General features: G+C 63.7%; 17 protein-coding genes. 9 read left to right on the plus strand and 8 right to left on the minus strand.

The features are described 5' to 3' along the window. Positions 1 to 65 precede the first annotated feature (65 nt). Positions 66 to 728 (minus strand): DNA oxidative demethylase AlkB, encoded by a 663-nt coding sequence (alkB, locus tag O3299_RS08670; RefSeq protein ID WP_305052190.1) that lies wholly within the window; start codon positions 726 to 728, stop codon positions 66 to 68. Positions 729 to 822: 94 nt separating this feature from the next. Here alkB and O3299_RS08675 point away from each other — a divergent pair, with 94 nt between their 5' ends. After that, on the plus strand, positions 823 to 1,293 hold the full coding sequence (locus O3299_RS08675; RefSeq protein ID WP_034786432.1) for a heme-degrading domain-containing protein: 471 nt from the start codon (positions 823 to 825) through the stop codon (positions 1,291 to 1,293). Here O3299_RS08675 and O3299_RS08680 read toward each other — a convergent pair. Genes O3299_RS08680 through O3299_RS08690 form a run of 3 tightly spaced genes read right to left on the minus strand, consistent with a single transcriptional unit; the run spans position 1,290 to position 3,470 of the window. Then, entirely contained in the window at positions 1,290 to 1,982 is a 693-nt protein-coding gene (locus O3299_RS08680; protein ID WP_305062074.1) for an aspartate/glutamate racemase family protein, read from the minus strand. The genes O3299_RS08675 and O3299_RS08680 overlap by 4 nt on opposite strands. Before the next feature lie 17 nt (positions 1,983 to 1,999). Beyond that, positions 2,000 to 2,767 carry an SDR family NAD(P)-dependent oxidoreductase gene (locus O3299_RS08685; RefSeq protein WP_305062075.1) on the minus strand — a complete coding sequence of 256 codons (768 nt, stop codon included), beginning with the start codon at positions 2,765 to 2,767 and terminating at the stop codon, positions 2,000 to 2,002. Next, positions 2,742 to 3,470: a GntR family transcriptional regulator gene (locus O3299_RS08690; protein ID WP_305062076.1), complete on the minus strand. Its 729-nt coding sequence runs from the start codon at positions 3,468 to 3,470 to the stop codon at positions 2,742 to 2,744. The genes O3299_RS08685 and O3299_RS08690 overlap by 26 nt, the downstream gene beginning before the upstream one ends. Positions 3,471 to 3,606: 136 nt before the next feature. On the opposite strand from O3299_RS08690, the gene O3299_RS08695 reads away from it, so the two are divergent. After that, positions 3,607 to 4,047: a thioesterase family protein gene (locus O3299_RS08695; protein ID WP_305062077.1), complete on the plus strand. Its 441-nt coding sequence runs from the start codon at positions 3,607 to 3,609 to the stop codon at positions 4,045 to 4,047. Positions 4,048 to 4,200: 153 nt separating this feature from the next. Next, positions 4,201 to 5,565 carry an amino acid permease gene (locus O3299_RS08700; RefSeq protein WP_251348465.1) on the plus strand — a complete coding sequence of 455 codons (1,365 nt, stop codon included), beginning with the start codon at positions 4,201 to 4,203 and terminating at the stop codon, positions 5,563 to 5,565. A gap of 76 nt (positions 5,566 to 5,641) precedes the next feature. Here the strand turns inward: O3299_RS08700 and O3299_RS08705 are convergent, their stop codons facing one another. After that, positions 5,642 to 7,255, minus strand: coding sequence for a hypothetical protein (locus O3299_RS08705; protein ID WP_305052195.1), 1,614 nt, complete (start codon positions 7,253 to 7,255; stop codon positions 5,642 to 5,644). 257 nt (positions 7,256 to 7,512) lie between these two features. Between O3299_RS08705 and O3299_RS08710 the strand changes: the two genes are divergently transcribed. Genes O3299_RS08710 through O3299_RS08720 form a run of 3 tightly spaced genes read left to right on the plus strand, consistent with a single transcriptional unit; the run spans position 7,513 to position 9,793 of the window. Continuing rightward, entirely contained in the window at positions 7,513 to 8,856 is a 1,344-nt protein-coding gene (locus O3299_RS08710; protein WP_305052196.1) for a bifunctional diguanylate cyclase/phosphodiesterase, read from the plus strand. A gap of 49 nt (positions 8,857 to 8,905) precedes the next feature. Beyond that, positions 8,906 to 9,292, plus strand: coding sequence for a hypothetical protein (locus tag O3299_RS08715; RefSeq protein ID WP_305052197.1), 387 nt, complete (start codon positions 8,906 to 8,908; stop codon positions 9,290 to 9,292). A gap of 57 nt (positions 9,293 to 9,349) precedes the next feature. Next, positions 9,350 to 9,793: a DUF411 domain-containing protein gene (locus O3299_RS08720; RefSeq protein ID WP_099667723.1), complete on the plus strand. Its 444-nt coding sequence runs from the start codon at positions 9,350 to 9,352 to the stop codon at positions 9,791 to 9,793. A 97-nt stretch (positions 9,794 to 9,890) separates the two neighbouring features. Here O3299_RS08720 and O3299_RS08725 read toward each other — a convergent pair whose 3' ends face one another. Together O3299_RS08725 and O3299_RS08730 are read right to left on the minus strand one after the other, a co-directional pair. After that, positions 9,891 to 12,122, minus strand: coding sequence for an NADP-dependent isocitrate dehydrogenase (locus tag O3299_RS08725; RefSeq protein WP_305052198.1), 2,232 nt, complete (start codon positions 12,120 to 12,122; stop codon positions 9,891 to 9,893). A gap of 2 nt (positions 12,123 to 12,124) precedes the next feature. Next, positions 12,125 to 12,412, minus strand: coding sequence for a hypothetical protein (locus O3299_RS08730; protein ID WP_305062078.1), 288 nt, complete (start codon positions 12,410 to 12,412; stop codon positions 12,125 to 12,127). Positions 12,413 to 12,487: 75 nt separating this feature from the next. Here O3299_RS08730 and O3299_RS08735 point away from each other — a divergent pair, with 75 nt between their 5' ends. Next, positions 12,488 to 14,641, plus strand: a complete 2,154-nt coding sequence (locus O3299_RS08735; protein WP_305062079.1) for a TonB-dependent siderophore receptor — start codon at positions 12,488 to 12,490, stop codon at positions 14,639 to 14,641. A gap of 292 nt (positions 14,642 to 14,933) precedes the next feature. Here O3299_RS08735 and O3299_RS08740 read toward each other — a convergent pair whose 3' ends face one another. After that, positions 14,934 to 15,203 carry a hypothetical protein gene (locus tag O3299_RS08740; protein ID WP_305062080.1) on the minus strand — a complete coding sequence of 90 codons (270 nt, stop codon included), beginning with the start codon at positions 15,201 to 15,203 and terminating at the stop codon, positions 14,934 to 14,936. Here O3299_RS08740 and O3299_RS08745 point away from each other — a divergent pair. Both O3299_RS08745 and vioB read left to right on the plus strand, forming a co-directional pair. Beyond that, positions 15,184 to 16,491 carry an FAD-dependent oxidoreductase gene (locus O3299_RS08745; RefSeq protein ID WP_305062081.1) on the plus strand — a complete coding sequence of 436 codons (1,308 nt, stop codon included), beginning with the start codon at positions 15,184 to 15,186 and terminating at the stop codon, positions 16,489 to 16,491. The two genes, O3299_RS08740 and O3299_RS08745, sit on opposite strands and share 20 nt — an antisense overlap. Further along, on the plus strand, positions 16,488 to 19,499 hold the full coding sequence (gene vioB / locus O3299_RS08750) for an iminophenyl-pyruvate dimer synthase VioB (protein WP_305062082.1): 3,012 nt from the start codon (positions 16,488 to 16,490) through the stop codon (positions 19,497 to 19,499). The genes O3299_RS08745 and vioB overlap by 4 nt, the downstream gene beginning before the upstream one ends.

The following is a 19,499-nucleotide window of genomic DNA, read 5'->3' on the forward strand; positions in this document are numbered from 1 at the left end:
TTGCATATCATGGAGAAAAACGGCCGCATTTGCAAGTGCCTTGCATTAATGGGTGTATTGACGGATCAGCTGGCCTTGCGAAACGTCAAATTGATGCGCTGCGCGCCCAGCAGCGCGTGTTCGCCCTCCCTCAGGGGCGCCACGCCGTGAAAGCGCAGGCGGTCGGCGCCGCCCCACACCACCACGTCGCCATGCAGCAAGGCGATGCGCGCCGCCTTGTCGGCCCGCTCGGCGCCGCCGAACAGGAAAGTGGCGGGCAGCCCCAGCGAGACGGAAACGATGGGCGCGGTGAAGTCGCATTCGTCGCGGTCCTGGTGCAGGGCCATGCGCGCACCGGGGGCATAACGGTTGACGAGGCAGGCGTCGGGCGTGAAGTCGGGATAGCCGGCCGCCAGCGCCGCCTGCCGCGCCAGGCGCAGGAACACGGGCGGCATGGGCGGCCAGGGAAGGCCGCTGGCAGGATCGTGCCGCGTGTAGCGGTAGCCGCGCCCATCCGTGACCCAGCCCAGGGGGCCGCAATTGCTCATGGCAACCGACATGCGCAAGCCGCCCGGCGTGGCCATGTGGCGCAGGGGCGCCGCCAGCACGACGGCGTCCAGCGCCGGCAGCAGCTCGTGCAGGTACGGCAGCGCAAAACCGCGCAGCAGGATCGAGGCGCGCGAGCCTGGCACCAGCGGCACCGGGCCGGCCGGGATCTGGTCTTCATCGGCAAACAGGGACAGGTTCATGCCGCTTATTTTAGCCGCGCCACGGAAAAAGCGCGCGCGGCCGGCCCATGGTGCGCTACAGTAGCGCTTCCAGCCACTACCGCCCTCCTCCACGATGGATCATTACGCCGATTTGCTGCAAACCCTGGCGCAACAGGAAGAATCCCTGCAATTCGAACGCTTCGACAACGACGCCGCGCTGGCCGTAGGCCTGTGGATCGTCGAGGAAGTGCGCAAGCGGGGCAAGGCCGTCACCGTGAACATCACGCGCAACGGTCAGATCCTGTTCCACCACGCCATGACGGGCGCCACGGCGGACCAGGCGGACTGGATACGCCGCAAGAACAACACGGTGCAGCGCTTTTGCCGCAGCTCCTATTACATGGGCATTTCGTACAAGAGCCGCGGCAGCACCTTCGAAGACGTGAAATACCTCGATGACATCGAGTACGCGGGCCATGGCGGCGCGTTCCCCCTGCTGATACGCGGCGTGGGACTGGTCGGCACAGTGACCGTTTCCGGCCTGGCGCAGGCGGACGACCACGCGCTGGTGGTGGCCGCGCTGCAGGCGCAGCTGGAACGCTAGGTTTCCAGCGCCCGGCGCAGCGCGGCGCGCGCCAGCAAGCGCGTGGAATCGAGCGTCGGCAGCGGCGAATTGGCGTCGCTGATGATCAGCGGGATTTCCGTGCAGCCGAGGATGACGGCATCGCAGCCCTGCTCCCGCAAGCCGGCGATGATGGCCTGGAAGCGCGCCACGCTGTCCCTTTTGACCACGCCCGGCACCAGCTCTTCCATGATGATGCGGTTGATCTCGCTGCGTTCGTCCTCGCCGGGCCGCACGCAAACGATGCCGCGCGCGGCCAGCCTGTCCGGATAGACGGCACTGTCGACCAGCCAGCGCGTACCCGTCAAGCCCACCCGTTGGACACCGCGCGCCGCCGCTTCGGCGGCCACGACGTCGGCGATATGCAGCCATGGCAGCGGCGAACGGGGCGCCATCAGCTCGAATGCCTGATGGATGGTGTTGTCGGGGCAGATCAGGAAATCGGCGCCGGCGGCGGCCAGCTTGCGCGCCGACGCCAGCATCAGTTCGGCCACGCCTGCCAGGTCGCCCCCGTTCAGGCAATCCACGTAACGCGCCAGCGACGGCGTGTGCATCGATACTTCCGGGTGTTCATATGGCCCCAGCGCATGCGCGCCCTCTTCGCAGATCGTGCGGTAGCACAGGGCCGCGCCTTCGGCCGAGCAGCCGACGATGCCGATATGTTGTGTCATGCGATCTTCCTTTTCAATTAAATACGCTGGCCGCCGTCGATGGGGATTTCGGCGCCCGTGATGTACGAGGCGCGCTCGCTGCACAGGAACTCCACCAGATCGGCCACTTCGGCCGTCGTGCCCAGGCGGCGCAGGGGGATTTGCGTGTCGACGATGTGCGAAGTGCCCGGCGACAGGATGGCCGTGTCGATCTCGCCCGGCGCGATGGCGTTCACGCGCACGTTCAGCGGCGCCATGTCGTTGGCCATTTCGCGCGTCAGCGACGCCAGCGCCGCCTTCGAACTGGCGTAGGCGGAACCGGCAAACGGATGCACGCGGTAGCCGGCGATCGAGCACAGGTTCACCACGGCGCCGCGCGCGTTCGACAATTCCTGCGCAAAGCCGCGCGTCAGCGCCAGCGGCGCAAAAAAGTTTGTGTTGTACATTTCCTGCCAGGTCTGCATGTCCGTCGTCAGCGAATTGACGCGCGAACCGCCCGGCCCCTTCGGCGACACGCCCGCATTGTTGACCAGCGCATGCAATTTGGCGTCGCCCAGCATGGGGCGCAGCGTCTCGACCATCTGTCCGATCTGGCTCAGGTCCGACAAATCCATGCACACATGCGTGTTGTGCTCCTGGCTGCGCGGGCAGCCGCCGGGAATCGGGCTGCGCGAGACGGTGATGACCCTCCAGCCCAGGCTGCGGAAGCGCTCGGCCACGGCATGGCCGATGCCGCGGCTGGCGCCCGTGACGATGGCGGTTTTCTGTTCCATGTTCTGTTCAATCTTGTGCTTGATGTGCGTCATGTTCTTCCTTGTCTTCTTCGGTTGCGCCGGCGTGGATGCGCTCCTGGCGCATCACGTAGGCCAGCATCTGCGTGCCGCCGTCGAGGATGTCCTGCTCGATTGCGCGCCGCGCGGCCCCGCTGTCGCGCTGGCGCAGCGCGCTGATGATGGCGTGGTGGTGGCCCACCCGCATGTCGGGCGAAAAGCTGGCGTAGCCGGCGGCGATCAGGGGTGCCGTCTGCATCCACAGATGGTCGACGAAGCGTTTCAAGGTCGGCATGCCGGCCGCCTGTGCCAGGCCAAGGTGAAACGCCTGGTTGCATTGCAGCGCCGCGGCCAGGTCGTGCCGCGCGATGGCCTCTTCGTTCGCCTGCAGCAGGCGTTCCAGGTCGGCCAGGGTGGCGGCGTCGATGCGCTGCGCCGCTTCCGCCGCGCCCAGGCCTTCCAGCTCCAGGCGCAGCGCGCGGATTTCCAGGTAGCGCGCCACGCTCAGCACGGGCACGCGGAAGTCGCGCGGCGAGCGCAGCACCAGCGCCTCTTCCTGCACCAGCTGCAGCATGGCGTCACGCACGGGCGTGACACTGGTGCCCAACTGCTGCGCCAGTTCGCGGATGCGCAGCCGGTCATTCGGCTGGAAGCGCCCGGCCGCCAGCGCTTCGCGCAGCACGGCGTACACGGACTTGCCCAGATTGACGTGCAGCAGAGTGTCCAATGGATGGTTCATGCGTGTTTTTGATCGCCGATAAATTATGATGCATCATACATCAATGCGAAAAACAGTGTTTTTCCACGCGTGCGCCGCAGACAGGAAGCGCCGCGAGACCGTACAATCAGCCGCCACCGTATCGAAAGGAATGCTCTTGAACTGGGATTATCCGCACGCCCATACCCTGCCCGTCACGCCCGAACCGGGCGACATCGACGGCTTGCAGCACACCAACAACGCCGTCTACGTGCGCTGGTGCGAGCATATCGCCTGGCACCATTCGGCCAGCCTGAGGCTGGACCTGGACGATTACCGGCGCCTGGACCGGGCCATGGCGATACGCCGCGGCGAATACGACTATTTGCTGCCGACGCGGGCCGGCGAAGCGCTGACCCTGGCCACCTGGCTGTGCGCCAGCGATGGCCGTTCCAGCATGGAGCGGCGCTTCCAGCTGGTCCGCGACAGCGACGGCGCCACCGTCGTGCGCGGACGCTGGGACTTGATCTGCATCGAATTGAGCAGCGGCCGCGCGCGCCGCCTGCCGCCCGAGTTCCTGGCCGCGTACGAACCGGCCATCGTCGCGGCCGGCGCGTAAAAGCGGACGCCTGGGCCGCCGTTTTGCGCGCCGTTCGGCGAAGATGCGGGGCTTTTCTTGCGCCTCCGCAGTGCAACATGCATTTCGCTCCTGATTTGCCCATTCATGCTTTAGAATCAGCGACCTCAGCCCCGTAAAAACAGGATAAAACATATGACGGCAGTCGGGATTACCGAACCACAAGAGCTCAAGCGCGGCCTGAAAAGCCGCCACATCCAGCTCATCGCCCTGGGCGGCGCCATCGGCACCGGCCTGTTTCTGGGCATCGCGCAAACCATCAAGATGGCCGGCCCTTCAGTGCTGCTGGGCTATGGCATCGCCGGCGTCATCGCCTTCCTGATCATGCGCCAGCTGGGCGAGATGGTGGTCGACGAACCCGTCGCCGGCTCCTTCAGCTACTTTGCCGACAAATATTGCGGCCACCTGCCCGGCTTCCTGTCGGGCTGGAATTACTGGGTGCTGTACGTGCTCGTCAGCATGGCCGAACTGACGGCCGTCGGCATCTACGTGCAGTACTGGTGGCCGGGCGTGCCCACCTGGGTCTCGGCGCTCGTCTTCTTTTGCGTGATTAACGCCATCAGCTTGTTGAATGTCAAGGCGTTTGGCGAGATGGAATTCTGGTTCGCCCTCATCAAGGTGGTCGCCATCATCGGCATGATCGTCTTCGGCGCGTACCTGCTGGCCTCCGGCGACGCGGGCCCGCAGGCGTCGGTGGCCAACCTTTGGCAGCACGGCGGCTTCTTCCCGAATGGCTGGCAGGGACTGGTGATGGCCATGGCCGTCATCATGTTCTCGTTCGGCGGCCTGGAACTGGTCGGCATCACGGCGGCCGAGGCGGATGACCCGAGCACGACGATCCCGCGCGCCACCAACCAGGCCATCTACCGCATCCTGATCTTTTACATCGGCGCGCTGGGCATCCTGCTGTCGCTGTACCCGTGGCAAAACGTCGTCACCGGCGGCAGCCCCTTCGTGCTGATCTTCCATGCGCTCGACAGCAACCTGGTGGCCACGGCCCTGAACGTGGTGGTGCTGACGGCCGCCCTGTCCGTCTACAACAGCGGCGTGTACTGCAACACGCGCATGCTGTTCGGCCTGGCCAAGCAAGGCAATGCGCCGCGCGCGCTGCTGCACCTGAACCGCCGCGGCGTACCGCTGGTCGCCCTGGGCGTGTCGGCCCTGGCGACGGGTGCGTGCGTGGTGGTCAATTACTTCATGCCGGGCGAAGCGTTCGAAGTGCTGATGGGACTCGTGGTGTCGGCGCTGATCATCAACTGGGCCATGATCAGCTGGATCCACCTGCGCTTCCGCGCACAGAAAAAAATCGAAGGCAAGACGACCCTGTTCCAGAGCCTGGGCTACCCGTTCACCAACTACCTGTGCCTGGCGTTCCTGGCCGGCATCCTGGTGATCATGTACCTGACGCCGGGCCTGCGCATTTCCGTCTACCTGATCCCCGTGTGGCTCGCCGCGCTGGGCGTCGGTTACTGGATCAAGCAAAGCAAGGCCAAAGCGTAAGCTGTTTGCGCCGCATCAAACAAAAAGCCCGTCTTCGCAGGAAGACGGGCTTTTTTTAATATGAGGCAAGGGGCAATTAACGGACCGCCTCCTCGGGCGGCACATCGGCTTGCCACAGGCTGATGGTCTGGCCCGCATACGACTGCAGCAGCACTTCGTCGCTCAAGGTCAGCAGCGCCTGCTTGCGCTGTTCCAGCCGCGCTTCGGGCGTCATCTCCTTCTCGCCCGACTTGTACGGCCCCAGCACGGGCAGCAAGTCGCGCAGCACGGAGAAATTGCCCGGCGTGGTCTTGTCCGATTGCAGCTTGCCCAGGAAATACTTCATGACGTGTTCGGACTGGCTGCCCTCCTGCCGCAAGCTCGCCTTCACCATCTTGCCATCCTTGTAGGCCACTTGCGCCTCGCTGCTGGCCGTATCCTCGATCTGGTGGTAGGTATAGTTCTGCGATTCCGTGTTGTCCAGCAGGCGCAGCGGCACGCCGGGGACCAGCGTCTGGTGGTAGCTGGCGCTCAGCTTCGATTGCTGCTGCTGCCTGATCGACCGCTCGTCCTGGCGGGCGCCGGCCTGCTCCGTCTTCTGCGACACTTCATAATTGAAGCCATCCTTTTCCGCGCTGCGCATGGGATTGCTGAATTTCACGGTCTGCGACACGGAGGCGCTGAAATCGGCCAGCCCCGTCAGGATGGACTTGTCCTCGGCCGCCAGGCGCCACTTGCCCGTCTCGGGATTGTCCGTGGCCACTTGCGGCGCGGCGGTATTGCTGTGCAAGGCAGTGAAGCTATCCTTGAGCATGGCCACCAGGCCCGCGTCGCCATGGCCGCGCGATGCCGCCTGGTCGAATTGCTTCATATAGCTGCCCAGCGCCTTGGCTTGCCGCTCGGGGCTGCCCAGGGTATTGAGCGCGCTGGCATCGACCTTCAGGTCCAGGCTGCCGGCCTCGCCGCTGAAGCTGACCTTGCGCTGCACGCCATCGGCCTGGAAATCCAGGGTTTGAGTACTTTCCGTTTCGCCGCGCACCTTGACTTCCGCATGCAGCTTCACCGACTCGAGCACTTGCTGATCGAACTGCATCAAGCCTTCCAGCTTGATTTTCGGCGTGCTTTGTCCCATGCCGTCGATGGCTTCCTGGAAACCTTTTGCCAGCTCGCCCAGGGCGCTCGCTTCAGCGTCGCTGAGGTCGCCGCTGGTCGTCATGTTCACGGCCAGGCCGTCGCCCTGGCTGTCGAGCGACAGCTTGACTTCCACGCCGCTCTTCGTCGTGATGCTGAGGGAAACCCGGTCTTCGCCATTGCCATGCAGGCTGCCGGGCGCGATGCCGGACGCCGCATAGATGTTCGGCGTGGTGCTCGGCGGCGGCTGCCGCATCGCCTGCGAGAAATTGTAGTTTCCCAGCTTGGCTTGTCCCAGCATGGCCGCGCCCAGGCCGCTGAAGCGGCCGCCAAACGCGTACGAAGAAAAACTCTTCGTCATCGCCTCGCTCACCTTGTCGCGCGTCGCGCTTTCCCACACCATCGGCGGTTTGACGAACGCCGCCGGCTTGCCGTCGTTCACGCTTTCCGGGCTGAGAGCGACGATGGACGATGGCGTCGATACGGGCGACGGCGCTGGCGCCTCCGCGCGGTTCGACGTGGCGGCGGCAGCCCGCGACGGGGCGCTGTTCCAGCTGGACAGTGGAGAAATGGAGGTCATGGCGCTGTCACCTTGCAAATGGAGAGAAGATGCATCATAAAAGTTCGATATGGTTAAGTATTTTGCAATTACCTGGCGCCAGGCAAACCTTGCGTCACGTTATCTGGCGTGATGGCAAGTACTGCATGGCAATACTGCATTAACGGCAAGAAACGGAAAAGCATGAGCGTCGGGGAAATGAAACATTTTCATGCCGCCGACCTCGCCTACCCCCAACAAGTTGAATCACCGCCGGGAATGTCCATTAAAATGCCACCATGGAACACAAGATTCTGCGCGCGCCGCTGGCCAGCTTTACCGACTTGTTGCTCGATGCCGTGTGCATGGTCGACGTGGAGGGGCGCTTCGTCTTCGTCAGCGCCGCCTGCGAACGCATCTTCGGCTATACGCAGCAGGAAATGATCGGCAAGCTCATGCTCGACATGGTCGCCCCGGCCGACCGCGCGCGCACCCTGGCCGCCGCGCGCGCCATCATGGATGGCCATGCGCAGACACACTTCGAGAACCGCTACCTGCGCAAGGATGGCAGCCTGGCGCACATCATGTGGTCGGCCCGCTGGTCCGCCGCCGACCAGCTGCGCGTGGCCGTGGCGCGCGACGTCACCCTGCTGAAACAGGCGCAGGCAAAGCAGGCCGCCCTGTACGCCATTTCCGAAGCCATGCAGGCGACGCAAGACTTGTCCTCCTTGCTGCACCGCATCCAGCACATCATCGGCGAACACTTGCCCACGCGCAGCCTGACCTTGCTGCTGCATGACGAACACGGCGCCCAGCCTCCCATGACCTCGCATGCCGACGACAGCGCGCCCCAGCCCACGTCGTCGCTGGCCAGCCTGCTGTGCGACGAAGTCCTGCGCAGCGGCCGCCCTCTGCTGCTGCAGGCGGGACAACTGGCCGGCCTGCCGGCGGCGCTGCAAACGGCGGCCTGCGCCCTGTCCTCGTGCTGGCTGGCCGTGCCGCTGTATTCTTCCCTGGGCAGCATCGGCGCGCTGGCCTTGCAAGGCGGCCAGGATGCCGTCATCGGCACGGAGCAGGACCAGGATTTGCTGCAATTTGTCGCCAAGCAACTTGCCACCGCCATCGAGCGCCGGCAGTTGCAGACGCAGATGCAATTCATGGCCATGCACGACGAACTGACCCGCCTGCCGAACCGCCGCCTGTTCCACGACCGCCTGCACACGGCCTTCGCGCGCGCGCACCGCCAGGAAGGCCGGCTGTCGCTGCTGTTCCTCGACCTCGACAACTTCAAGCGGGTCAACGACGACCACGGCCATGCCTGTGGCGACCTGCTGCTGCAAACGGTGGCGAGCCGCCTGCGCGATTGCATGCGCGAAACCGACACCCTGGCCAGGATGGGCGGCGATGAATTCGTCGTGCTTTTGGAAAGCAATGCCGCGCCGGCCGACGTCAGCCTGATCGAGCAAAAGATCCACGCGGCCCTGGCTGCGCCGCTGCACCTGGGCAACGGACAGCATTTGCAGATCGCCGTCAGCATCGGCGTGGCCCACTATCCGGAAGACGGCGATACCATGCAACTGCTGCTGCGCCATGCGGACCGGGCCATGTACGCGTCGAAAATGCTGGCCGCCGCCTCGCGCTAGCGGACGCCCGCTCCTGGCGGCAGTTGCCCCTATGCTATACTTTCCGGCGATGCTAAGACTCTTCAAAACATGGCTGATCCTGCTGCTGATCGCGGCGGTGCCGCTGCAAGCGGCCGCTGCGGGAGCCACGCGGCTATGCGCGCCGCTCGCTGCCGTGCCTGCCGTCGCGATGACAGCGGCTTGCCAGCATCACGCTGCGCCATCCTTCGCCATCCCGCACGACGCCGGCACGCCGGAAGACGACAAGACCCCTGCCAAGCACCCCGCGTGCGGCGCCTGCGCCAGCTTTTGCCTGGGCGCGCTGATGCCGCCTGGCCTGGCCCTGCCTGCCGCCGCCTGCAGCGGCGCACAACAAGTCACCATCGCTGCGGCCACCTTGCTGACGGGATTCATTCCCGACGGCCCGCGCCGGCCGCCGCGGCCGCTTTCCGCCTAGATCCCAAGCAAGCCACCAAGGTGGCCACGATAGCCCTATTCCGTCTGAAAGCAACACATGATCAAACATTTCTTATTGCGCGGCGCCTTCGCCGCCATGCTGGGCCTGCCCACGTTCGCCATGGCGGCCCTGCCCGTCATCGAAGTCTACAAGAGCGCCTCGTGCGGCTGCTGTGCCGACTGGATCAAGCACCTGGAAGCGAACGGTTTTACGGTCCGTGCGAAAAATGTCGAGATGCCGGCGCAATACCGCAAGCTGGCCGGCATTCCCGACGCGCTCGGCTCCTGCCACACGGGCCTCGTCAACGGCTACGCCATCGAAGGCCATGTGCCGGCCAGCGAGATCAAGCAGTTGCTGCGCGACAAACCCAAGGCGAAAGGCCTGGCCGTGCCGGCAATGCCGATGGGCTCGCCAGGCATGGAAGGACCGCGCAAGGATGCGTATGACGTCTTGCTGGTCAAGAACAATGGCAGCACCGAGGTCTACAAGCATTACAAGTAAAAAACCTGCACGGAAATGAAAAACGCCGCCGGAATCGCTTCCGGCGGCGTTTTTCTATCAGGCAGCAATCAAGAACTTACTGCCTGTCAAGACTGCATCAGATGCTGTCCAGCACCGCATTCAGGCTGGCGCTAGGACGCATAACGGCTTCCGTCTTCGCCGGATCTGGCAGGTAGTAGCCGCCGATATCCGTTTCCTTACCTTGTACTGCTTTCAGCTCGGCAACGATCTTTTCTTCGTTGTCAGCCAGGGCCTTGGCCACCGGCGCAAAATGCGCTGCCAGTTCCGCATCGTCCTTCTGCGCAGCCAGGGCTTGCGCCCAGTACATGGCCAGGTAGAAATGGCTGCCGCGGTTGTCCAGCTCGCCGGTACGTGGCGATGGCGACTTGTTGTTGTCCAGCAGCTTGCCGGTGGCTTCATCCAGGGTTTTTGCGAGGATTTTGGCCTTCGCATTGCCCGTCTTGATGCCCATGTCTTCCAGCGACACGGCCAGGGCCAGGAACTCGCCCAGCGAATCCCAGCGCAAATGGTTTTCTTCCACCAGTTGCTTGACGTGTTTCGGTGCCGAACCGCCGGCGCCCGTTTCATACATGCCGCCACCGGCCATCAATGGTACGATCGACAACATCTTGGCGGACGTGCCCAGTTCCAGGATCGGGAACAGGTCGGTCAGGTAGTCGCGCAGGATATTGCCGGTCACCGAGATGGTGTCCAGGCCGCGGAAGGCGCGTTCCAGGGTGTAACGCATGGCGCGCGTTTGCGACATGATCTGGATGTCCAGGCCCTTGGTGTCGTGCTCCTTCAGGTAAACCTGTACCTTCTTGATGACTTCGTTCTCGTGCGGACGGTAGGAATCGAGCCAGAACACGGCAGGCATGCCCGAATTGCGCGCGCGCGTGACGGCCAGCTTGACCCAGTCGCGGATCGGCGCGTCCTTGACCTGGCACATGCGCCAGATATCGCCCTCTTCCACCGTTTGCGTCAGCAGCACTTCGCCCGTTTCCAGGTCGGTGATGTTGGCGATGCCGCCTTCCGGCACTTCAAACGTCTTGTCGTGCGAACCGTATTCTTCCGCTTGCTGCGCCATCAGGCCCACGTTCGGCACGGTGCCCATGGTCTTCGGATCGAAGTTGCCATGCCATTTGCAGAAGCCGATCATTTCCTGGTAGATACGCGCGAAAGTCGATTCCGGCATGACGGCCTTGACGTCCTTCGGACGGCCATCGGCGCCCCACATCTTGCCGCCGATACGGATCATGGCTGGCATCGACGCGTCGACGATGATGTCGTTCGGCGAATGGAAGTTGGTGATGCCCTTGGCCGAGTCGACCATGGCCAGTTCCGGACGGTTGGCGTGGCAAGCGTGCAGATCCTTGAGGATTTCATCCTTTTGCGACGCTGGCAGGGTTTCGATCTTGTCGTACAGGTTGCTCATGCCATTGTTGACATTCACGCCCAGCTTGTCGAACAGTTCGGCGTGCTTGGCGAACGCGTCCTTGTAGAAGATGCGCACGCAGTGGCCGAAAACGATAGGGTGCGAAACCTTCATCATGGTCGCCTTGACGTGCAGCGAGAACATCACGCCCGTCTTGAAGGCGTCGTCGATTTCCTTCTCGTAGAACTCCAGCAGCGCTTTCTTGCTCATGAACATGCTGTCGATGATTTCGCCCGCTTGCAGGGAAACCTTCGGTTTCAGCACGATGGTCTTGCCCGAGGCCGTGACCAGTTCCATCTTGACGTCGCGCGCCTTTTCCAGCGTCAGCGATTTTTCGCCGTGGTAGAAGTCGCCATGGTGCATGTGCGACACGTGCGTTTGCGACGACTGGCTCCACTCGCCCATCGAATGCGGGTGCTTGCGTGCGTACTCTTTGACGGCCTTCGGTGCGCGGCGGTCGGAATTGCCTTCGCGCAAGACCGGGTTGACCGAGCTGCCGATGCACTTGCCGTAGCGGGCTTTCAGGGCTTTTTCTTCGTCCGTCTTCGCATCTTCCGGGTAATCCGGCAGCTTGTAGCCACGGCCTTGCAATTCGCGCACGCAGGCGATCAGCTGGCCTTGCGAGGCGCTGATGTTCGGCAGTTTGATGATGTTGGTGTCCGGACTCTGGGTCAATTTGCCCAGTTCAGCCAGGGTATTCGGGACTTTTTGCGCGTCCGTCAGGAATTCGGGAAATTCAGCCAGTACACGGGCCGCCACCGAAATATCGCTGGCGACCACGTCCACGCCAGCCGGCGCGGTGAATTTTTTGATAATTGGCAGCAGGGAATACGTCGCGAGCAGCGGCGCCTCGTCAGTCAGCGTGTAGATGATTTTGGATTTTTGTGTTGCCATGTTCATTCCCTTGTATGCGGTGATGCCTGGTGGTTAACTTTCTTCATTCCAAACACAGGACGGTTAGCCTTGCTTTGGACGGCTAGTGTGCCGGCGGTGACGCCGTGCTTGCCCACCACGTATTTTAGACTGTCCTGCCGCTGTTTGTGTATCAGATGGCGACGAATCTTATATAAGACAGCAAATATCCGGATCTGAAGGCCCAGGATGGCCATTTTCCGCGCTGAAATGCCCTCCGGGCATGCGCGCGGCATGTATGCGGCCGTGGCGGCAATGAATATATTAATCATTATAAATCGTAATGATTCTCATTTATAATATCCTGTGTGCAATTCCTCCCTATCAACTTTATACGCTTGCCCCTGATGCCCATTCCACTTTCCCGACTCGCCCACCCCCACCTCACCACCCGATTGATCCTCGCCGGCCTGCTCGTCGCCAGCGTGACGCCGCAGGCGATCGCCCAGGCGACGGCCGATGCATCCGCCCCGCTCGCCACCGTGCTGGTCAACGGACAAGCCGAAGCGGACGCCGGCGGACAGATCGCCAAGAGCGCGCGCGCCGGCATGCTGGGCGAAAAAGACTTGCTCGATACGCCGTTCAGCGTCAACAGCTACACCAGCCAGCGCATGCTGGACCAGCAGGCGCTGACCCTGGCCGAGGTGCTGGGCGGCGACCCATCCACGCGCTTCACTGGCCAGATCGGCGGCGTCACGGATTCCTTCTTCATCCGCGGCTTTCCCCTCAACGAGGGCAATCTGAGCGAAGTGGCGTTCGACGGCGTGTATGGCGTCTCGCCCAACTACCATTTATTTACGGAGTATCTGCAGAGCGTGGAAGTGCTCAAGGGGCCGGCCGCCTTGCTGTACGGCATGTCGCCGAACGGCGGCGTGGGCGGCGTCGTCAACGCCGTGCCGAAACGTTCCTTGCCGCGCGACCTGACGCGCCTGACCGTCGATTACGGCGCGGGCTCGCAGGCAGGCGCGGCCATCGACGTCAGCCGCCGCTTCGGCGAGGAGCGGCGCTTCGGCATCCGCTTCAATGGCTTGCACCGCCAGGGCCGCACGCCGCTCGACCACCAGACGTCGCGCGCGGAAGTGGCGGCCATCGCCCTCGATTACCAGGGCCAGCGCCTGCGCGCCTCGCTCGACGTGATCGAGCAATACCAGTGGATCGACGCACCCACGCGCCCCTTCCTCGTGGCCGCGCGCCTGCCCGTGCCGGCAGCGCCCGACGGCCGCCGCAACATCGCCCAATCCTGGGGCTGGTGGAAGTCCAACGACCTGGCCACCCTGGGCAAGGTCGAATACGACTTGAACGACAACGTCACCGTGTTTGCCGACGTGGGCGGCACGCGCTCCGACGTGTCGCGCTATTCGGACCAGACGCCGACCATCACCAGCGCGGCGGGCGACATGACGGTCACGCCCATGAACTGGAAATTCCGCGTGCGGCGCGCCAGTGCGGACACGGGCGTGCGCGCGCGCTTTCGCACGGGCGGCGTCGAGCATGCGCTGGTTGTGATGGGCAATGTCTACCAGGACGAATTTGGCAGCGTCAGCAATTCCGGCAAGCTCATCACCTCGAATATCTACCACCCAGTCGCCGTGGCCGACCCCGGCATTGCCGCCCCGGCCCGCGCGCCGAAGCTGTCCGCCTCCACCCTGTCCAGCCTGGCCGTGGCCGACACCCTGGACATGCTGGACCAGCGCGTGCAACTGACCCTGGGCGTGCGCCGCCAGCTGGTCGAAGCGAAAAACTACCATGCGACGACGGGCGCGCTGAACACGCACTACAAGCAGGGCGCCCTGACGCCGCTGGCCGGCATCGTCGTCAAGCCATTGCGCCACGTGTCGCTGTACGCGAACTATATCGAGGGCTTGAGCAAGGGCGATATCGCGCCGAACATCGCCGACAACGCGGGCCAGGTCTTTGCGCCCTACAAGAGCAAGCAGTATGAAGTGGGCACGAAGGCCGATTTCGGCGTGGTGCTGGCGACCCTGGCCGTATTCCAGGTGACGAAACCCAGCGGCCAGCTGTATGGCAAGGTCTACAGCATGGACAGCGAGCAGCGCAACCGGGGCCTGGAGCTGAACCTGTCGGGCGCCGCCAGCAAGGCCGTGCGCCTGCTGGCCGGCATCACCTTGCTCGACGGGCGCCTGGTGAAGACCAACAACGCCGCCACCATGGGCAAGCGCCCCGTGGGCGTGCCCACGTCCATGGCCAATCTGGGCGGCGAATGGGATGTGCCGTACTGGCCCGGCCTGACGGCCACGGGCGCCGTCAGCTACACGGGCAAGCAATTTGTCGACCAGACAAATCTGCAGTCGGTGCCGTCATGGACCAAGGTGGACCTGGGCTTGCGCTACCGCACGGCCATCGCCGGCAAGGCGACGACCTTGCGCGGCGGGCTGATGAACGCGTTCGACCGCCATTACTGGGCCGGCGTGGCTTCGTATGGCACCGTCTCCCAATCGGCGCCCCGCAGCGTGCAACTGTCGGCCGCCGTGGATTTCTGACGGGCGCCGGCATCCGGCATCGTCCGGCTGGCGCATGCACTGCGCGCCAGCCGCAAAGTCAGAAACAATAAAAATAGCAAGAAGCAGACCAAGCCACCGCCGATGGCGCCAGGACCCACCGCTGGTCCTGCCGCCATCGGCAAACGGCGACACTCCCGCAGCGGCTCGATACGCCGCACCGCACTGCATTCCATACCTCCCTGCCACTGCCCGGCGCACTGCCGCCGCCATCCCGCCTGCCTCGCTGCGTCGACAAGGACGCAACACCGAACGACAACTACATTGATATTTATCAAATTGACTGCCCGATGCCTGGGCTACTGTCGGTGCCATCTTTGATTTGAAACAGAAACTCTGCAGCCAAGAATCGACCATTCCAGAAACAACGCCAGTTCTCGCCAGGCTCTTCATTCCCCAGCCGATAACGCTCGCCAAGTGCGGTAACACCCAGCGTCCCACCTCCCTTGCCTACACGTGCAGGGGAAACTTTTGCTAGCGATTTTGCAGCTTTTTGATTAATGAACGTTAAAAAGGAATTTCGTATGAGCACGTATTCTGACATTTGCATCGTAGGCGCCGGCATAGGCGGCTTGACTTGCGCCAACCGCCTGATCGACACCGCCGCCAGCAGGAAGCTGCGCATCCGGGTCTTCGACCTGAATGCCACCGTCGGCGGCCGCATCCAGTCGCGGAAAATAGATGGCGAGGAAATCGCCGAACTCGGCGCCGCCCGCTACTCGCCGCAGCTGCATCCGCATTTCCAGCAGCTGATGCAGGGCAGCGGACTGCCGCATGCCGTCTACCCGTTCACCGAGGTCATTTCCCACGACAGCGTGCTGGAAGAGCTGAAGGCAACGCTGCATGGCCTGAGCCCGATGCTCAAGGAGCATCCGAACGACTCCTTCCTCGAATTCTTCAGCCATTACCTGGGCGCCGCCAAGGCCACCCACATCATCAAGGCGACCGGCTATGACGCCCTGCTGCTGCCGATGGTGTCGGCGGCCATGGCCTACGACATCATCAAGAAACACCCGGAAACGCAGCACTTTACGGAAAACGCCGCCAACCAGTGGCGCTATGCCACCGACGGCTACCACGCGTTGCTGTGCCAGCTGCAGTACCAGGCCCAGGCCGCCGGGGTGGAATTCCGCCTGGAACACCGCTTGCTGTCCGTTGAAAAATCCGGCGCCGACCATGTGCTCGCCTTCAGCCACCAGGGCGACACGCAGATGCACCGCACGCGCCACCTGGTGATGGCCATCCCGCCGTCCGCCATGCCGCGCCTGAACCTGGATTTCCCGAACGCCTGGAGCCCGTTCCAGTACGACTCGCTGCCCCTGTTCAAGGGCTTCCTCACGTTCGACACGGCCTGGTGGGAAGAGCTGGGGCTGACCGACAAGGTGCTGATGGCGGCCAATCCCCTGCGCAAGGTCTACTTCAAGAGCGACAAGTATGTGCTGTTCTATACAGACAGCAAGAGCGCCACCTACTGGCGGGACAGCCTGGAACTCGGTGAAGACGTGTACCTGGAGCGCGTCCGCCGCCACCTGGAAGACGTCCTGCCGCTCGATGGCCAGCCGCTGCCGCCCATCAAGGCGCACTTCCACAAGTTCTGGCCGCATGGCGTCGAGTTTTGCGTGGAACCGGAAGCCGAGCACCCGGCCGTCCTGCTGCACCGGGACGGAATCATCTCTTGCTCGGATGCCTATACCGCGCATTGCGGCTGGATGGAAGGCAGCCTGATCAGTGCCCAGCACGCCAGCGGCCTGTTGCTGCAGCGGCTAGATCAACGGGAAGACGTCGTCGCCGCCAACGATACCTTCATCACTTCCTCGACCGAGCGCGCATGAGCCTACTTGACTTCCCCCGTCTGCATTTTCGGGGTTTTGCCCGCGCCAATGTGCCGACGGGGAATCGCAATACGCACGGCAACATCGATATCGCCACGAACACGGTATCGATGGCGGGCGAGCCTGTCGACCTGTGCCGGCCGCCGGCTGAATTCCATGCGCACCTGAAACAGCTTGCCCCCCGCTTCAACGCCAAGGGCAAGCCCGATCCGGACGGCATCTTCAGCCTGGCGGCAGGCCACAATTTTTGCGGGAATAATCATTTTTCGTGGGAAAACGCGAGGATCACGGGCGTCCAGCTGCGCGATGGCGAAGTCGATACGCAAGACCCGCTGGTGGGCGCTAGGCTGGGCCTGTGGGGCCACTACAACGAGTACCTGCGCACGACCTTCAACCGCGCCAGGTGGATCGACAACAACCCGGCCCAGCCCGACACCACGCTGATCTACGCCGGCCAGTTCACCTTGAGCGACAAGCTGGCCACGCCCAACACGCCCACGCTGTTTACCGCCGACATCGCGCAGGCGCACTCGGTGCGCTGGCTCGGCAGCGGCCACATCACGGAACGCAGCGGGCATTTCCTCGATGAGGAAATCGGCCGCTCCAGGCTGTTCCAGTTCTCCGTGTCCAAGCAAGACCCGCATTTCCTGTTCAATGCGGAGCTGCCGTTGCCGGCCAGTATGCATGCCTTGCAGCAAGCCCTGGCCGACGACGAGGTGCTGGGCCTGACGGTGCAGTATTGCCTGTTCAATATGTCGACGCCGCCAAAACCGGACTCGCCCGTGTTCTACGACCTGGCCGGCAGCATCGGCCTGTGGCGGCGCGACGAGCTGGCCACCTATCCGGCCGGCCGCCTGCTGCAGCCGCGCCAGGCCAGCCTGGGACCGGTGCTGGTGAAACTGCATGCGGACCGCGTCTCGTTCAACATGCCGACCGCCATCCCCTTCACCACGCGCGACGCGGACGCCGTCTCGGAACAGCATCCCACGCATGCCCTGGGCGGCAAGCAGGCGCTCGGCGACCTGCTGCTGCAGGATGACTCCGGCACCTTGCTGGCGCGCATTCCCGAGCAGTTGTACCGCGACCACTGGCGCCATCACGGCGTCTTCGACGTGCCGCTGCAACATGCCCCCACCGCGGGTTCGCTCAGCCTGGGCAGCGCGCAAGCGCAGTGGGACGAGGCCGATTGGGTATCGCAATCGGACAGCAACCAGCTGTACCTGGAAGCGCCGAACCGCAACAAGCACGAGCAATTTCCGCAGACCATCACCGTGCAAAGCCGCTTCCGCGGCGAGCTGGCGGCGCCCCCGTCCTTGGCGCAGGCGGAAGACGGCGCGCTGCTGGCCGTGGAGCAGCAACCGTCGCCGCTCGGGCACGGCTACACGGCGCTGACCCTGACGGGGCGCCAGCCGGGCGCGACCAGGATCGTGCTGGGGACAGCCAGCGCAAGACAATACCTCGGCGTGCGGGTGCTGCCCGACGACTGGGACCTCGACGACGTACCGGCGGAACAGGTCGACTACGCCTTCCTCTACCGGCATGTGATGAGTTACTACGAGCTCGTGTATCCCTTCATGTCGGACAAGGTCTTCAGCCTGGCGGACCAGTGCAAGTGCGAAACGTATGCACGCCTGATGTGGCAGATGTGCGATCCGCAAAACCGCGACAAGAGCTACTACATGCCCAGCACGCGCGAACTGTCGCTGCCAAAATCGCGCCTGTTCCTGAAATACCTGACGCAGGTCGAGGCAAAGGCCAAGGCGGCGCTGCCGGCACCGGCCACGCCGCACGCCATCGGCAACAAGGCGGAACTGATCGACGAGCTGAAAAAGGCCGTCGACCTGGAACTGTCGCTCATGCTGCAATACCTGTATGCCGCGTATTCCATTCCCAATTATGCGCAAGGGGCGGCGCTGGTGCAGGCGGGCCGCTGGCTGCCGGCCGAGCTGGAACTGGCCTGCGGCGCCGAAGACCGGCGGCGCAACAGCGGCACGCGCGGCATGTTGCTGGAAATCGCCCACGAAGAAATGATTCACTATTTATTGGTCAACAATGTGCTGATGGCGCTCGGCGAACCGTTCCATAGAGGCGCCCCGGTGCTGGGCCAGCAGGCGCGCCAGCGTTTCGGTCTGGACACGGAATTTGCATTCGAGCCATTTTCCGAACACGTACTGGCCCGTTTCGTGCGTTTCGAATGGCCCGACTACATTCCCACGCCGGGCAAATCCATTGCCACCTTCTATATCGCGATCCGCCGAGCTCTGGCCGAGCTGCCCGGCCTGTTCGAGAGCGGCGGCGGCAAGCGCGGCGGCGAACACCATTTGTTCCTGAAAGAACTGACCAACCGCGCCTATCCCGGCTACCAGCTGGAAGTGTCCGACCGCGACAGCGCGCTGTTCGCCATCGACTTCGTCACCGAGCAGGGCGAAGGCGTGGCCGTCGATTCGCCGCATTTCGCCTCGTCGCACTTCCAGCGGCTGCGCACCGTCGCCGGCAAGTTCTCCGCCTGCGGCAAGCCGTTCGAGCCGGCGCTGCCGGCGCTGAAGAATCCGGTGCTGGAAGCGCGGGCGGACTGCACGGTGGTGACGGATCAAACGGCGCGCGCGCTGATGCAGCTGTATCAAGGCTGCTACGAACTGACCTTCCTGTTGATGGCCCACCATTTCGCGCAGCGGCCGCTGGGCAGCCTGCGCCGCTCGCGCCTGATGAACGCCTCCATCGACATCATGACCGGCCTGTTGCGTCCCCTGTCGGCGGCCCTGATGAACATGCCATCGGGCGTGCCCGGCCGCCACGCGGGACCGCCCGTGCCCGAGCCGGTCAGCAGCCAGGTCAGCGGCGACTACAGCCTGGGCTGCGACATGCTGGCGCAGAAGTGCCTGGCGCTGGCGCAGTACGCGCGCAGCCTGGAGAGCGATGTCATCGGCATGGCACCGATAGAAATGTTGGAGTTTTTTAATCAGCAACTTACCGATTTATCTCGGGGAAAGATGTCAAGAGAGGCCTGA

Origin of the sequence: Janthinobacterium sp. SUN176, assembly GCF_030587335.1 — a bacterium.
Lineage (GTDB): Bacteria > Pseudomonadota > Gammaproteobacteria > Burkholderiales > Burkholderiaceae_D > Janthinobacterium > Janthinobacterium kumbetense.

Excerpts from the sequence above, each read along its gene's own strand:
- O3299_RS08720 (WP_099667723.1), top strand. The coding sequence starts at position 9,350 with ATGATCAAACATTTCTTATTGCGCGGCGCCTTCGCCGCCATGCTGGGC.
- O3299_RS08675 (WP_034786432.1), top strand. The coding sequence starts at position 823 with ATGGATCATTACGCCGATTTGCTGCAAACCCTGGCGCAACAGGAAGAA.
- vioB (WP_305062082.1), top strand. The coding sequence starts at position 16,488 with ATGAGCCTACTTGACTTCCCCCGTCTGCATTTTCGGGGTTTTGCCCGC.
- O3299_RS08715 (WP_305052197.1), top strand. The coding sequence starts at position 8,906 with ATGCTAAGACTCTTCAAAACATGGCTGATCCTGCTGCTGATCGCGGCG.
- O3299_RS08705 (WP_305052195.1), bottom strand. The coding sequence starts at position 7,255 with ATGACCTCCATTTCTCCACTGTCCAGCTGGAACAGCGCCCCGTCGCGG.
- O3299_RS08680 (WP_305062074.1), bottom strand. The coding sequence starts at position 1,982 with ATGACACAACATATCGGCATCGTCGGCTGCTCGGCCGAAGGCGCGGCC.
- O3299_RS08685 (WP_305062075.1), bottom strand. The coding sequence starts at position 2,767 with ATGACGCACATCAAGCACAAGATTGAACAGAACATGGAACAGAAAACC.
- O3299_RS08700 (WP_251348465.1), top strand. The coding sequence starts at position 4,201 with ATGACGGCAGTCGGGATTACCGAACCACAAGAGCTCAAGCGCGGCCTG.
- O3299_RS08735 (WP_305062079.1), top strand. The coding sequence starts at position 12,488 with ATGCCCATTCCACTTTCCCGACTCGCCCACCCCCACCTCACCACCCGA.
- O3299_RS08690 (WP_305062076.1), bottom strand. The coding sequence starts at position 3,470 with ATGAACCATCCATTGGACACTCTGCTGCACGTCAATCTGGGCAAGTCC.
- alkB (WP_305052190.1), bottom strand. The coding sequence starts at position 728 with ATGAACCTGTCCCTGTTTGCCGATGAAGACCAGATCCCGGCCGGCCCG.
- O3299_RS08740 (WP_305062080.1), bottom strand. The coding sequence starts at position 15,203 with ATGTCAGAATACGTGCTCATACGAAATTCCTTTTTAACGTTCATTAAT.
- O3299_RS08730 (WP_305062078.1), bottom strand. The coding sequence starts at position 12,412 with ATGATTAATATATTCATTGCCGCCACGGCCGCATACATGCCGCGCGCA.
- O3299_RS08745 (WP_305062081.1), top strand. The coding sequence starts at position 15,184 with ATGAGCACGTATTCTGACATTTGCATCGTAGGCGCCGGCATAGGCGGC.
- O3299_RS08725 (WP_305052198.1), bottom strand. The coding sequence starts at position 12,122 with ATGGCAACACAAAAATCCAAAATCATCTACACGCTGACTGACGAGGCG.
- O3299_RS08710 (WP_305052196.1), top strand. The coding sequence starts at position 7,513 with ATGGAACACAAGATTCTGCGCGCGCCGCTGGCCAGCTTTACCGACTTG.